This is a genomic window from Peptostreptococcus russellii, from assembly GCF_003012055.1.
In the GTDB taxonomy this organism is placed as follows: domain Bacteria; phylum Bacillota; class Clostridia; order Peptostreptococcales; family Peptostreptococcaceae; genus Peptostreptococcus; species Peptostreptococcus russellii.
The window spans coordinates 236,994-252,463 of the sequence record NZ_JYGE01000006.1 but is presented as its reverse complement, the minus strand read 5'-3'; the positions used below and the strand labels follow the sequence as shown (position 1 = coordinate 252,463).

General features: G+C 31.4%; 10 protein-coding genes and 1 rRNA gene. 1 reads left to right on the top strand and 10 read right to left on the bottom strand.

Translation table 11 applies throughout. From position 1 onward, the window contains the following. Nucleotides 1-404, bottom strand: a 16S ribosomal RNA gene (locus tag UF10_RS07890); the annotation flags it as partial. Nucleotides 405-2,693: 2,289 nt separating this feature from the next. On the opposite strand from UF10_RS07890, the gene UF10_RS07885 reads away from it, so the two are divergent. Further along, entirely contained in the window at nt 2,694-3,875 is a 1,182-nt protein-coding gene (locus UF10_RS07885) for a pyridoxal phosphate-dependent aminotransferase (protein WP_106777252.1), read from the top strand. Between the two features lie 226 nt (nt 3,876-4,101). On the opposite strand, the gene lysS is transcribed toward UF10_RS07885, so the two are convergent. From lysS to murI, 9 genes are all read right to left on the bottom strand, one after another. Then, nucleotides 4,102-6,057, bottom strand: coding sequence for a lysine--tRNA ligase (gene lysS / locus UF10_RS07880; RefSeq protein WP_106777251.1), 1,956 nt, complete (start codon nt 6,055-6,057; stop codon nt 4,102-4,104). 262 nt (nt 6,058-6,319) lie between these two features. Continuing rightward, nucleotides 6,320-6,805 carry a transcription elongation factor GreA gene (gene greA / locus UF10_RS07875; protein WP_106777250.1) on the bottom strand — a complete coding sequence of 162 codons (486 nt, stop codon included), beginning with the start codon at nt 6,803-6,805 and terminating at the stop codon, nt 6,320-6,322. A 623-nt stretch (nt 6,806-7,428) separates the two neighbouring features. Continuing rightward, the gene (dusB, locus tag UF10_RS07870) at nt 7,429-8,391 is read right to left on the bottom strand and encodes a tRNA dihydrouridine synthase DusB (RefSeq protein ID WP_106777249.1); all 963 of its coding nucleotides are present in this window, start codon (nt 8,389-8,391) and stop codon (nt 7,429-7,431) included. A gap of 35 nt (nt 8,392-8,426) precedes the next feature. After that, nucleotides 8,427-9,200: a type III pantothenate kinase gene (locus UF10_RS07865; protein ID WP_106777248.1), complete on the bottom strand. Its 774-nt coding sequence runs from the start codon at nt 9,198-9,200 to the stop codon at nt 8,427-8,429. 252 nt (nt 9,201-9,452) lie between these two features. After that, entirely contained in the window at nt 9,453-10,481 is a 1,029-nt protein-coding gene (locus UF10_RS07860; protein WP_106777247.1) for a biotin--[acetyl-CoA-carboxylase] ligase, read from the bottom strand. 209 nt (nt 10,482-10,690) lie between these two features. Beyond that, the gene (gene ftsH / locus UF10_RS07855; RefSeq protein WP_106777246.1) at nt 10,691-12,604 is read right to left on the bottom strand and encodes an ATP-dependent zinc metalloprotease FtsH; all 1,914 of its coding nucleotides are present in this window, start codon (nt 12,602-12,604) and stop codon (nt 10,691-10,693) included. A 37-nt stretch (nt 12,605-12,641) separates the two neighbouring features. Then, on the bottom strand, nt 12,642-14,021 hold the full coding sequence (gene tilS / locus UF10_RS07850) for a tRNA lysidine(34) synthetase TilS (protein ID WP_106777245.1): 1,380 nt from the start codon (nt 14,019-14,021) through the stop codon (nt 12,642-12,644). Nucleotides 14,022-14,121: 100 nt separating this feature from the next. Continuing rightward, entirely contained in the window at nt 14,122-14,541 is a 420-nt protein-coding gene (locus UF10_RS07845; protein ID WP_106777244.1) for a DUF1934 domain-containing protein, read from the bottom strand. Between the two features lie 120 nt (nt 14,542-14,661). Beyond that, on the bottom strand, nt 14,662-15,468 hold the full coding sequence (gene murI, locus UF10_RS07840; protein WP_106777243.1) for a glutamate racemase: 807 nt from the start codon (nt 15,466-15,468) through the stop codon (nt 14,662-14,664). Between the last annotated feature and the right edge of the window lie 2 nt (nt 15,469-15,470).

The window sequence follows — 15,470 nt, the reverse complement described above, 5'->3', positions numbered from 1 at the left end:
GCGTTGCTGCATCAGGCTTTCGCCCATTGTGCAATATTCCCCACTGCTGCCTCCCGTAGGAGTTTGGACCGTGTCTCAGTTCCAATGTGGCCGATCACCCTCTCAGGTCGGCTACTGATCGTGGCCTTGGTAGGCTTTTACCCCACCAACTAGCTAATCAGACGCGGGTCCATCCTATACCGCTAACGCTTTGATACACCGAAGATGCCATCAGTGTACGTTATCATGTATTAGTATGCTTTTCAGCATGTTATCCATGTGTATAGGGCAGGTTACCCACGCGTTACTCACCCGTCCGCCGCTCAGTCTTCTCTGGTGCAAGCACCAAAGGGACCGCGCTCGACTTGCATGTGTTAAGCACGCCGCCAGCGTTCATCCTGAGCCAGGATCAAACTCTCGTTAAAAAATTTGTCTGCTCAGATAATTATCTCGAAATATCTGGCTTGGTTTGTTTGTGGTTTAAACAAGTTTGCTTGTTTAAACAGTTAATTTCAAATGCTTTATTTAAAAAGCTTTATTGAATTAACCTGCTGTTCAATTTTCAAAGTTCATTATGCGTCGTCGTTAAACGACTTGTTAAGTATATCAAGTTTCAAGTGTTTTGTCAAGTCTTTTTAGAAGTTTTTTTATTTTTCAATTCCAAAACATTCTTTAATAAATCTTTCCAAAAACGAACTTTATTATCTTATCATTTTGTCTATGTTTCTTAAGACAAGTAATACTATATCAGCATAAGGATTAAATGTCAATAACTTTTATGATTTTTTTATCTTTTTTTACTATAAATTTCTTTTCATTATAGATAATAGCCTTCAAAATCATAAATCACTTTTAAAATTAAGATCCTTTCTGATTTCATTTCTATATTATTCCAACAAGCTTAATAATAATTTTTATAGCTTTCTATACATATTATAAATTTTTTACTCGATGGACTCTTAATCTTTTATATTCATTAGAATATTTTGCTACACTATTAAAAAAATCTATATCTCTATATATCTATATCCTAGTAAAGAGTCTTTTTCTTGGAAAATGCTTATTTCTAGATATCTATTATTTGATTATCTTTTGATCTATCCTCAACACTATATATCTCACTGTATAACTAAGTCTTTTTCAAAGTCTCTAACATGTAGCAATAATATGACCAATTAGATAGCTTTTATATGGTCCTTTTCTTTTTATATAATTCTTTAAAAGTTATCGTATATATTAAACAGTTTGTATATCTATCCTTATAATATTGTTATTTTATATAATATACAATCTTTTTGTATACTATTTAACTCTTTTTAACATAACTTTTTAACTCTTTTTAACATAACTTTTTTCAACATAACTCTTTTTAACATAACTTTTTTCAACTTTTTTCAACTTTTTTCAACTTTTTTCAACTCTTTTTAAAGTCTGAATTAAAATTATTTATATGTGCACTCAAAATTCACTTGCTCTATATTAATTAAACTACTGTATATATATTTTAATCTCTTCTGTAGACTCTATATATTTTTTACTCCCATCATATAATCACTCTACCTATAGTCTTTTCATTTTTAAGTGGATATATTTTTATTTTTTCATGTCAAATACTCAATAGATAATAGCTATTATTAGTATTAAGCATTTTATTTTAAAATTTTGCTAGCTATATGTTACATATTCCACTCTCTCCATATAAAAGACTGTCTTTAATTTCAAACAATGCTAACTATAATTATACTGTCATATATACAATAAAGATGCTTTTATATACTCAGCCATAATCACTAAAATATACTAGATACTAATTTTAGATATTCTGTCAGTATCACTAAAATACACTAAACAACAATTTTTAGATATCCTGATAGATGTATTTTGTATGATCTAGTATCTTCACATACAAAGCTAGCTTTAATTTTAAGCAACAGCAAACACAGTCTGGCCTTACACATTCCACTCTATCTATCATATACAGCATTAGCCATTAAATGCATTCCTATCTATACATTATATAAATAATCTTTCACATATTCAAGCAGAATTTCTTGTATCAAATAGAGTTTCTTATATTCTTATATATAGTAGTAATGCAGCTTTTTATATTCTACTTTGCAGCTTTACATTTTTTCTAGCTCTATATTTATAAGAGACTCTACATATTCCTTCTAGTTCTATCTTTTATAAGAGACTCTACACATTCCTTCTAGTTCTATCTTTTATAAGAGACTCTACACATTCCTTCTAAGCATCTAGCATATATTGGCAATGCTCACAAGATGTATAACCTTCAAATTCTCCTTTATCCGACATTTTAAATAGTTCATTTCCCCTTTTTTATTAAACCGCTTTTAATATTTTTTTGACATAAGCTTAAAAAGATTATACTTTTATTGCATAAGTCTATACAAAATCATTTTTTTGGTATAAAATAAATAGAAAATATCGTTCGAATTTATTATTTAATACTGAGTAGCAAGCTCTAATTTTAATAGTAACTAACAAACAAGTAACTATAATTGAGTTTTAGAAAGATAACTATATTAAGTTGATGAGCATCTATAATTTCTTGATTGCTCACTATTACTAAATAATCTTTAATTTTTTTAAAACAAGCCCAGTAGTCAGATTGATAGATGTTTGAACATAATAAAATGCTAGATATGATATGATATTATTTATCGCGTTATTAAATTCAAGGAGGAATAAAAATGCTATCTAATCGTTTAAAAAATATTACACCTTCAGTAACTGTTGCAATCAGTTCTAAGGTTAAGGAAATGAAAGCAAATGGAATTGATGTTATCAGCCTAAGCATAGGAGAACCTGATTTCAATGTTCCAGAAAAAGCAAAAGAATACGGAAAAAAATCCCTTGATGAAAACAAAACAAAATATGATTTTGTAGCAGGTATAAAAGAACTCAGAGAAGAAATCTGTAAAAAACTATCAAGAGAAAATAATGTAGACTATACAATTGATCAAATTGTTCTATCAAGTGGGGCAAAGAACTCACTTACAAATGTCTTACTTGCAACTACTGATCCAGGAGATGAAGTCCTTCTTCCTCTTCCATACTGGGTAAGCTACTCTGAAATAGTCAAGGTGACTAATGCTATCCCCGTAGAAGTTAAAACTAAAAAGGAAAATAGCTTCAAGCTTACAAAAGATGAGCTCTTAGCTGCAATAACTGATAAAACAAAATTAATTATAATGACCAACCCTTCAAACCCGACTGGAGCAGTCTATACAAAAGATGAACTTTTGGATATTGCAAATGTATGTGTAGAAAAGGGAATTTATATATTAGCAGATGAAATATATGAAAAAATAAGATTTGATGATACTTTTGTTTCTCTAGCATCACTTAGTGAAGATATAAAAGACATCACTATCACTGTAAATGGATTTGCAAAATCAGCAGCTATGACTGGTGTTAGACTTGGTTATACCGCTTCAAACTCAGAAATAGCTAAAGCTATGACGTCTATTCAAAGCCACACTATATCTCATCCATCGCTAACTGCACAATATATCGGTTTAGGGGCACTTTTAGAGTGTGAAGAAGATATGCAGTATATGGCAGATACTTACAAAAAAAGATGTGAAATCATAACAAATAGACTTGATAAGGTAAAGCATATCAGTTATATTAAGCCTTCAGGTGCTTTTTATATATTTGTAGATTTGTCTAAAGTAAAGGAAAAATACGATTATAAGGATAGTTTTTCTGTGGAATTTTGCCAAAACTTCCTCGATGAAGAAAAGGTTGCAATTGTTCCAGGAAAGGCCTTTGGAATAGATGAGTATATCAGAATCTCATATGCCTGTAATGAAAAAGATTTTCTTGAAGGCGTAGATAGACTTGAAAGATATATAAATAAATTCTTCTAGTATTAAAATATAATTTAGTAGATATTAAAAAGGGATACTGTGAACAGTATCCCTTTTGTTTAATTTTATATATTTTCAATAACTATATCTATAACTTTTATTTATTACAATAATTATATCAAATAAAAAGTCCTTTCCCAACATAAAATCATTTGATACATAGTAATATAAAGAAAAAGACTGAAGTTTTCACCTCAGCCTTTTAAAGTTTTTTAGCATATTCTTTTTAGTGCATTTTTGCCCCTGCTGGTATTCTATGGCTTAACATTATAACATTTAACTTTTCTTCCCCTTCTTCCTCATGGATGGCTGAGATAATCATTCCTTCGGAATCAATTCCCATCATCTTTCTTGGTGGAAGGTTACATATAGCTAACAGTGTTTTTCCAACTAATTCTTCTGCACTGTAATTTTCTTTAATTCCACTTAAGATAACTCTATCTTTACCAGATCCATCATCTAGAGTGAATTTTAAAAGTTTCTTACTCTTAGGCACTTCTTCACAGTCTAAAACTTTTACCGCTCTAAAATCAGCTTTAGAGAAAGTTTCAAAGTCAATCATATCTTCAAATAGAGACTCAACTTTAACTTTAGAAAAATCAACTTCTTCTAAATCTGTCATCGGTTGGTCGTAAGTTTTAATATCTTCTAGCTCAGAAACTTGCTTTTCAGTATTATCTTCATCATCATGATCTCTTAGAGGCTTCATTGTTGGGAATAACAATACGTCTCTTATTGATGCTGAATTTGTAAGAAGCATAATTACTCTATCTATACCTATTCCTAGTCCACCAGTTGGAGGAAGTCCTACTTCTAGTGCATTTATAAAGTCTTCATCCATTTCACAAGCTTCATCATCACCTAGTTCTCTCTTTCTTACCTGGTCTTCAAATCTACCCTTCTGGTCAATTGGATCATTAAGCTCAGAGAATGCATTTGCAAGTTCCCATCTGTTTGCAAAAGCTTCGAATCTATCTGTTACTCTTGGGTCTTCAACATTTCTCTTAGCAAGAGGAGATATTTCTACTGGGTGGTGAGTAATAAATGTAGGTTGAACTAGCTGATCTTCACCGAACTCTTCAAAGAAAGCACTTATTACTTCTCCACGTCTCATTCCTGGAGTTATTTCTATTCCCTTTTCTTCTGCTATCTTTAGAGCTTCTTCATCTGTATCTATTTCAGAGAAATCTACACCAGCATATTCCTTTACACAATCTTCCATTGTCATTCTCTTCCAAGGAGGTGTAAAGTCTATTTCTGTACCCTGGAAATCAACCTTCATACTTCCAGTTGCTACTTCTGCCATATGTGATATTAGATTTTCTGTTATATCCATCATATCATTATAGTCAGCATAAGCCTGATATAATTCAATTGCAGTATATTCTGGGTTATGTTTCATGTCCATTCCTTCGTTTCTGAACATTCTTCCCATTTCATATACCTTATCGAATCCACCAACTATAAGTCTCTTTAGGTATAGCTCATTTGCTATTCTAAGGTACATTGGTATATTCAAAGTATTGTGGTGAGTTACAAATGGCTTCGCATTAGCTCCACCAGCTATAGTATTTAGTATTGGAGTTTCTACTTCTAGGAATCCTCTTTCATCTAAGTAAGCTCTTAGAGCCTTTAAAGCCTTAGTTCTAGTGATAAAAGCATCCTTAACTTCAGGATTTACTATAAGATCTACATATCTCTGTCTATATCTTAGATCCATATCCTTTAATCCATGATACTTTTCAGGAAGTATCTGAAGTGACTTTGAAAGTAAAACTATCTTTTCTGCATGAACAGATATCTCTTCAGTCTTAGTCTTGAATACAAAACCTTCTATACCTACAATATCTCCCATATCATATTTTTTAAATAGCTTGTAGTCATCTACTCCTACATCATCTCTTTTTACATATACCTGAATTCTTCCACTCTGGTCCTGTAAATGCATAAATGATGCCTTACCCATTACTCTCTTTGTCATTATACGTCCAGCTATACTTACACGCTGTTCTTCTAATGTATCATAGTTTTCCTTAATTTCTTCAGAGTGATGTGTTACATCATACTTACTTATCTTAAACGGATCCTTACCCATTTCCTGAAGTTCTTTAAGCTTATCTCTTCTAACCTGAAGAACTTCACTTAGGTTTTCAACCTGATTTTCTGGCTTATTGTTTCCCATTTTTTCCTCCTGTTTAGCTTTATTTATCATTTTTAACTTGTATTATTCTTTTATCTAAAATAGCCACAGTCAATCACCTACCATAACTAAATTGATCAAAATATTCATATAGATAAACTTATAAAATCTTTAAGAAAGCCCACTTTACATAGACTTTTTTAGAAAATATAATCTTTTTAAATGAGTATACTCTTTGAGATATGTTTAGATACTCTAAAATATATTTGATAAAGATAAAATTCAATAAATACAATCTATCTAACTATCTAGTGATGTCTAATATTTTTAACTTTGTTATACCATCTGGTACAGTTACATTTACTTCTTCGCCCTTTTGTCTACCTAAAAGTGCTTTTCCTACTGGAGATTCATTTGATATCTTAAAGTCATATGGATCAGCTTCTGCACTACCTACGATAGTGTATTCTACGTCTTCATCAAAATCCTTGTCATATATCTTTACTATTGAACCTATTGTAACTATGTCTAAATCTACATTCTCTTCATCAATAATTACAGCTATTCTTACCATATTTTCTAGCTTCATTATTCTTTCTTCTAGAGCAGCTTGCTCCTTTTTGGCCTCATCATACTCAGCGTTTTCTGATAAGTCACCAAATGATATAGCAACCTTTAATCTCTCTGCAACTTCTTTTCTTTTTGTAGTTTTTAAAAGTTCTAATTCTTCTTCTAGCTTATCATAACCTTCTTGAGTTAGGATAATTTCTTTTTTAATATTCTCCTCCATTTATGGACCTCCATTTATTATATAAATTACAATTAATTACTTGATTTTACTATAGTTTTAAATTGTGTCTATTTTTAACACAATTTATATTATATCCGCTATATTATATTCTAATTATCTCATAATGTCAAGGACAAGAAAGTCCTATAAAGGCCTTCAAATACCTAAGCTATAAGACTTTCAGCTCTAGGCAACTTTTCATAGTTTTTTTCTTATTTCATATGAAAACATTATTTTATAATATTTTAGATTACTTTAAAAATAAAATTCAACTTATATTTATGCTATTTTTTCTTTTTTCTTTTTCATTAAATAAAGAATATCTTTTTAAAAAATAAAAGGCCTTCTATCAAGCAGAAGACCTTTTTAAAGCTTATTCTTATTTAAGATATCAACAGTATATTAGTAAGTTCAAATTTATATTTTTGTTAAACACTCGCTTTTCAAATCAAAACCGTTTTCTAAAAGATAGTGCTTTACTATAAACTATATCTATTTCTTCAAATTTGATATAAAAGCAAATATTTATCATATTTTTCTATTTTTGTACTTTATCACTTTGTGTTTTTACACTTTATTACTTTATGTTTTTACACTTTATCACTTTGTATTTTTATACTTTACTACTTTGTGTTTTTATACTCCAACAGCTTAGCAATGACTTCATCAACATTTTCCATTTTGTTTATTTCGTCTCTAAACCTTGCAGAATTCTTCATCCCCTTTAGATACCAGCCAATATGTTTTCTCATTTCTCTTACGGCTACAAACTCACCGTGCTCTTTGACAGATAATCCCATATGTTTTATAGCTACATCTAACTTTTCTTCCTTACTCGGAACTGGCAAAATCTCACCTGTCTTTAGATAATGACTTATTCTTTCAAATATCCAAGGATTTCCTTGAGCACCTCTTCCAATCATTATAGCATCGCACTTTGTATCCTCTTTCATCTTAATGGCATCTTCAATACTTGTTACATCACCATTTCCTATTACTGGAATGCTTAATTCAGATTTTAATTCTTTTATAATCTCCCAATCAGCCTTGCCTGAATAGTACTGTTCTCTTGTTCTACCGTGTATTGTAAGGGCTGATATTCCACACTCTTGCCCTATCTTTGCAATTTGCATTGCATTTAAATTCTCATCATCCCAACCCTTTCTTATCTTTAGGGTTACTGGTTTTTGAGAAGCCTCTACTACTGAAGATATCACCCTTTTAGCGAGTTCAGGATTTCTCATAAGAGCCGATCCATCACCGTTTTTTACTACCTTTGGTGCTGGACAACCCATATTTATATCTAAAATGGCATTGGGATATTTATTTAATATCTCAGATGCTTTTCCCATATACTCTGGCTCACTACCAAATATTTGGATAGCTACCGGCATCTCTTCTTCAAGTATATTTAACATCTTTTTTGTTTTTTCATCATCATAGCAAAGAGCCTTAGCATTAATCATTTCTGTATATAAAAGACCACAGCCATGCTCCTTGCATATTAATCTAAATGGTAAGTCTGTCACCCCTGCCATAGGAGCTAGAAAAACCTCATTTTCAACTTCAAAATCTTTAAATTTCATCTTTACCTCTCATTTCTAATATCACTCAGAAATTATTACTGAACCTTATTTTTTTCGTGTATAAGTCTAAGTCCTTCAAGAGATAGATTTGAATCAACTACATCTATTACATCCGTCTCACTACATATTAAGTTTGCAAGACCACCTGTTGCTATTACTGTTGTATTTTCATCTCCAAGCTCTTCTTTCATCAATGTTACTATCTTTTCTACTTGACCTGCATATCCATATATAATACCAGCCTGCATAGCTGACACAGTATCTTTGCATATTGTAAAATCTGGCTTTATAAGCTCCACTCTTGGCAGTTTAGAAGCATTTTGGAAAAGTGCTTCACTAGATATCTTCACTCCTGGAGATATTGAACCGCCTAGATACTCTCCACTTTCTGAAATTGCACAATAAGTAGTTGCAGTTCCAAAATCAATTATAATAAGTGGTGTCTTATACTTTGATATTGCAGATACAGCATTTACTATTCTGTCAGCACCCACCATCTTTGGATCATAGTACTTTATATTCAAGCCTGTCTTTATTCCAGGTCCCACTATCAAAGGATTAATGTTACAGTATTTTTTACAGAAATTCTCTAAAGAGTGCATAACTGCAGGCACTACAGAAGATATAATTATATCTTTTATACATGTTAACGGTATGTCACTTGCATCAAATAAATTTTTAATCAAAACCCCATATTCATCAGAAGTCTTATTTAGGTCAGTATTTATTCTCCAATCTCTTATTAAGGCCTTGCCATCATATACTCCCAAGACCATATTTGTATTTCCCACGTCGAAAACTAATAACATTTTATTATCCTTTCCTTTTTCTCTATATTGTTTAGCTTATTTTATATATCATTTTTACTATTTTTTTCGCTTTTTGCATACTTTCTATGAATAACATTACTATTTTATCACCAGAGATATATATAATCAAGAATTATATTGTACACTCTACTTTTCCAACATCTATTATGAATCCTTATGGCTTAAACTCTTTATATTTTAATAGGATTTTCTTTTTATTTTAAATTTGCAACTAAAAAATATCCCTTTTAGTTAAATATATGACTCTAATCCTCTGATTGATATTTCGCCTGTAAATATTGTTTCTATGCTTCCATTTTCTTTTTCTACCAACAAATTCCCATTTTCATCAATGTCTCTAGCATATACTTTTGTTTTTCCAGTCCTATCTATTATGTATACTTCCTTATCTAAAACCGCTGACTTTTTTCTTAATATGGATATTGTACTTTCCTTATCTCCAGATAAAAACTCTTTATATAAATCTTCAAATTCAAGGAAAAATCTTTGTAAAAACTCTTTTTTATCTATATCATATCCTTCTTTTTTCAATGAAGTCGCCTTAGATTCTATCTCCTCTTCAAAGCTTTGATTGTATAGATTTACACCTATTCCAACTACTATATATGATATTTGGTCTATCTCTGCACTCATTTCTGTTAAAATCCCCGAGATTTTTTTGCCATTTACTATTATATCGTTTGGCCACTTTATAGTGCTTTCGACACCCATTTTTTCAAGGGAAGACACCATAGCAGCTCCAGCCACTTGTGTTAAAAAGCTTGCATTCATAATATCTATATCAGGCTTTAAGATAATACTAAAGTATATACCTTCATTTTCTTTTGATATCCATTCTCTGCCAACTCTACCTTTCCCGCTAATTTGCTCATCAGATATTATCACCATTCCTTCATCTGATTTTGGTGCTATATTTTTTGCAAATGTATTGGTTGAATCTATACTTTTAAAGTATTCAATATTTTGTCCTATAAATTCAGTTTCCAGACCTCTTTTAATTTCATAAGAAGTAAGGCTGCTATCTGTCTTTCCAAGAAGAATATAACCTATTCCACTTTTTGACTCTATTTCAAAACCTTCCTTTTTTAAAGAGTTAATATGTTTCCATACAGAGGCTCTAGAGATTCCTAATTGCTGTGATATAGCCTCTCCAGATATATGTATATCCATATTTTCAATTAAAATATCCAATACCTGTTCTTTGCTTGTTTTTTTATTAAATGAAGTTCTTTCTTCTATATTTTTTTCATTTTTATCCATCTTCATCCCCCTAGTTCTCTTTTTATTTTAAAATCAGGTCAATTAATTATAGGCCTTCTTGTATCTTAACATAATAAACAGGATAATAATCAATAAAGTACATATAAATTGTCTAATTTTAAACATTCTTTTATATTAAGCTAGAAAATTCCTATAAAAAAACTGCCTCAAGTTATTTTTACATAAATTGGGCAGTTTTTATTTAAATACTATATTTCTTTATTTCCATCTAAATCTTCTTTATCTTCTTCAATTGACTGTATAGTAGCTTCTATTGCTTCTTCGCTAGCCTCTTCCTCTTCCAAGTCCAAAGACATATTGAAAGCTTCTTCAAATTGCTTGTCATTTAATGTTTCAAATTCAAGCAATGCCTTTGCTATATAGTCCAATCTATCCTGATTTTCAAGTAATAACTTCTTAGTCTTTGCATAAGCGTCATTTATTATACGTCTTACTTCATCATCTATTTCAGAAGCTACTTCCTCAGAATATTCCTTTGTATGTCCTATACTATTACCAATAAATACTTCATCATTTGTATCATATGTTACTGGTCCTAGTTTTTCACTCATACCATACTTTGATACCATATTTCTAGCTATAGCTGATGCTCTTTCCAAGTCATTAGATGCTCCCGTAGATATATCATCTAGATTAATCTCTTCAGACACTCTACCAGCAAGTAAAACAATTAACTCCTGCATCATTTCGCCCTTTGTAGTATAATACTTATCCTCTGTAGGCAACTGCATAGTAAATCCACCAGCCATACCTCTTGGTATGATTGTTACTTGATGAACTGGATCCATAAGGTCTAGTATATGAGCACACACTGCATGTCCACCTTCATGGTAAGCTGTCAGTATACGTTCCTTCTCACTTATTACCCTAGACTTCTTGGCTACACCTACTACTACCTTAGTTATTGATTCTTCTATAGATTTCATAGATATCTTTTCTTCTTTCTTTCTGGCAGTAAGTATTGCTGCTTCATTCATTATATTTTCTATATCAGCTGGAGTAAACCCTGGTGTACTCTTTGCCAATACTGTAAGGTTAACATCTTCTGCCAATGGCTTATTATGAGAATGAACCTTAAATATTGCTTCTCTTCCCCTTACATCTGGCTTTCCTACTACTACCTGTCTATCAAAACGACCAGGTCTTAATATAGCAGGGTCCAATATATCAGGTCTATTTGTAGCAGCCATAATAATGATTCCTTCATTGACACCAAAACCATCCATCTCTACTAGCAACTGATTAAGAGTTTGTTCTCTTTCATCGTGTCCGCCACCTAGACCAGCACCTCTTTTTCTACCAACAGCATCTATCTCGTCTATGAATATAATTGCTGGTGATTCTTTTTTGGCCTGTTCAAATAAATCTCTAACTCTAGATGCACCTACACCCACAAACATCTCAACGAAATCTGAACCACTTATGCTGAAAAATGGCACTCCTGCCTCTCCAGCTACAGCTCTAGATAAGTATGTTTTACCAGTTCCTGGAGGTCCTACCAATAGTATACCTTTAGGTATTCTAGCACCTAGCTCGATATACTTCTTTGGATGTTTCAAGAAATCCACTACTTCTTTCAATTCTTCCTTTTCTTCCTTCAATCCTGCAACATCATTGAAAGTTACCTTATCTTTATCACTGTCTTTATGCACCTTAGCCTTGGATTTGGCAAAGTTCATTACCTTTCCACCGCCACCTTGAGATTGATTCATCAACATGAAGAAAGCAATCACCATAAATGCTAATAACAGTAAGGTTGGCAACATTTCTAATAACCATGGAGGCTTTGGCTTAGCTTCAGCACCTACTTTAAGCTTATCTTTCTCTATGCTCTTAAGTAAATCTCCAGAAAGCTGTTCTCCTTTTACCTCCTCAGGAATGTAAGACTTAAACTTAGTCTTACCATCTTTTAAGGTACCTTCAATACCTGTTTGATCAACTATGTGAAGAGATGATATATTGCCGTCTTGAAGCTCCTTGTAGACATTCGAAAACTGCATATCTTCAATCTTCTCACTTTGTCCCCCAGAGTACTGTACTATGAATACTATTAAAACTAGTATTACCAAATAAATACCAGCACCCTTCAGTGTCCTATTCAATAAGTTTCCTCCTCCGTTCCTATTTAATTGTAAGAATCTATTCTAATGTAAACTCAAGTATTTTTTCTGTATTATCATCTATCTTATAATCTGCATTTATTCTATAGCCACAGACAGATACTACCATACTCTCGTCTACAATCAGAGGAACAAGCGATCTATCTTCTCTAGGTATTTTCATACCTATAAATAGTTCCTTAATCTTTTTTGTTCCACCTTGTAATCTTATTTTATCACCTTGTCGCTTATTTCTCAATGTTAGTTTGCCTTTTATTTTCCCAAGGTCTATATATTGATATCCTTCTTTCATATGGTCTATATCAAATTCATCTGCTGCTATAACCTTAGATTTAAAGGTTTTATCTATTTCATCTATATATATATCCTCATTAAGTGCCAAATTATAAGTAAATTCTATATTTTCAAAATCAATTTTCTTTTTACTTATCAAGATATAGTCATTAAATCTATATGCAAATAATCCTTTAGGAAGGTTTATTTTTTTACTTTTTTTATCATCAGAAATAAGTTTTAAGACATCTCTTATATGTTTCTTATCTATTGAGTTGACATTTCCCATTACTTTCTTAATAGCTTCTATTACAATTCTAGACTGTATTGCCTTATGCATATTTTTCAAAATATCTGTGAAAATATAAACACCATCTTCATACGACTTGCTTGCTTCTTCAAAGGCTATTTCCACTTGAGAGTTTATATAATCACTGTCAACTTTAATATTATTTGACATTCTTACAATACTTTCAATAATATTGTCATTAAATTCCTCTTCCATATAGGGAAGAAGTTTCAACCTTATTTTATTTCTAGAATATATAGCCTCTAGGTTAGTTGAATCTATCCTTGGCTCCAACTCATATTCTTCACAATACTTTTCTATTTCTTCTCTGCTTATATCCAAAATTGGCCTTATTATATTTTTATCTCTCTTGTACTCTATTCCTCTTAATCCTTGAAGTCCTGTTCCCCTCATAATTCTCATCAATACTGTTTCAGCTTGATCATTTTGATTATGACCTATGGCTACTTTATCTGCACCCACACGATTTCTTATTTCTTCAAATATATCGTATCTCAACATTCTAGCACCATCTTCAAGTCCCATTTTATTTTCATCACAAAACTTAGGAACATCTATAGCTCTAATAAAGCAAGGAATATCTAGTTTCTCACATATTCTCATAACATAAAGAGAGTCCACATAAGCATCTAAACCTCTGATTTGATGATTTAAATGTGCAGCATAGACCTTTAGATTCATCTCCTTAGACATTCTATAAAGAACATGAAGCAGGCACACTGAGTCTGGTCCGCCAGATAGAGCAACTACTATTTTATCATTTTCCTCTATTAGATTGTTCTTTTTTACAGTTTCTAATACATCTTCATACAGCATATTTACCTCCAAACAATCCTTTCTTTTATTTGATATATAGTTAAAGCGGCAATCATAGCAGGATAGTTTTTACCTTGCTTTTATAATTACCGCACTCTCTTTATTCTGAAGTCACCTTAATCTCAACTCTATTGTTTGCATCCATTAAACCTTTAATAGATACTTTATAATCAAGATTTAATTTCAGTTGTTCTTCTTCAATTTTTTTTGATATTTTATAAGTGTAAACACTCATATTAAAGTCTCCATAGGGGGTCTTATAGTCTGATTTATGCTTTTTATCCTCCATAAATCTCATCTTTGATATAACTTCTCCCGATTTAAAGATTATAACTTCATCCTCGCCAATTTTAATTATGCTTTTGGAATCTTTAACCGTGTCAAATTCTTGAAAATTGATGTATATACTTCCATTTTTTTCTACCCTCTTACCTTTATAGAAACTTTCTACAGTATTTTCATCACCATTTTCTATGAATTGAGATGTTCTTACCTTTATTTTTACATCTCTACCCTGCATCTTTTCACCTCCCTAAATTTATTATAAGCGCTCACTCTTATAATACCCATTTTATAGCAATACGATTGTCTATTTAAGATTTTTTTTAATAAAGCCTTAATTTATCGTAAATTAAAAGACTTAGTACTTCTGTATTTCCACTTTTTCTATATCTTTTATATCTCTTTTTAAGAATTCGCCTGCTATTTTAGAAAACTGCTCATTAATATCTGAAACAAAGTACTTGCAATTAGCAGCTTCATTTTTATCATTAAGCATATTATTTTCTTGCAAAATATCTTTCAATTTTAATGCTGTTTCTCTGGCAGGATTTATTAGTTTAATATCCATACCCACTGCTTCTCCTATAGTTCTCTTAAGTATCGGATAGTGAGTACATCCCAAAACCAAAGAGTCTATACCTTGATCTACTAATTCATCCAAATACATATGTGCTGCCGTAGATGATATATCTTTATTTGCCCAACCTTCTTCTACTAATGGAACAAATAAGGGACAGGCTCTACCTATAACTTTGACAGATGAATCCATATCTTCTATTGCTTTATTGTATGCGTTTGAATTAATTGTAGCTGCAGTTCCTATCACTCCAACAAGCTTATTTTTTGTATATTCTACTGCTGACTTTGCACCAGCTTCTATTACTCCCATAATTGGTATATCATATTTTTCTTGAGCCTCTGCCAGTGCTCTAGCAGTAGCAGTATTACAAGCAATAACAATTGCCTTTACATCTTTTGTGGACAAAAAATTAATTGCTTGAAATGTATATTTCATTATTGTTTCCTTTGATCTTTGCCCATATGGAACCCTAGCAGTATCTCCAAAATAAACAGTATCCTCACTTGGAAGATATCTATTGATTTCTTTCAATACCGTCAAGCCACCTAGTCCTGAATCAAATACTCCTATTGGTCTATTATCCATTT

What these genes read in the sequence shown, in the direction of transcription:
- UF10_RS07885 (WP_106777252.1), top strand. Translation starts at nt 2,694, where the DNA reads ATGCTATCTAATCGTTTAAAAAATATTACACCTTCAGTAACTGTTGCA.
- lysS (WP_106777251.1), bottom strand. Translation starts at nt 6,057, where the DNA reads ATGGGAAACAATAAGCCAGAAAATCAGGTTGAAAACCTAAGTGAAGTT.
- greA (WP_106777250.1), bottom strand. Translation starts at nt 6,805, where the DNA reads ATGGAGGAGAATATTAAAAAAGAAATTATCCTAACTCAAGAAGGTTAT.
- dusB (WP_106777249.1), bottom strand. Translation starts at nt 8,391, where the DNA reads ATGAAATTTAAAGATTTTGAAGTTGAAAATGAGGTTTTTCTAGCTCCT.
- UF10_RS07865 (WP_106777248.1), bottom strand. Translation starts at nt 9,200, where the DNA reads ATGTTATTAGTTTTCGACGTGGGAAATACAAATATGGTCTTGGGAGTA.
- UF10_RS07860 (WP_106777247.1), bottom strand. Translation starts at nt 10,481, where the DNA reads ATGGATAAAAATGAAAAAAATATAGAAGAAAGAACTTCATTTAATAAA.
- tilS (WP_106777245.1), bottom strand. Translation starts at nt 14,021, where the DNA reads ATGCTGTATGAAGATGTATTAGAAACTGTAAAAAAGAACAATCTAATA.
- UF10_RS07845 (WP_106777244.1), bottom strand. Translation starts at nt 14,541, where the DNA reads ATGCAGGGTAGAGATGTAAAAATAAAGGTAAGAACATCTCAATTCATA.
- murI (WP_106777243.1), bottom strand. Translation starts at nt 15,468, where the DNA reads ATGGATAATAGACCAATAGGAGTATTTGATTCAGGACTAGGTGGCTTG.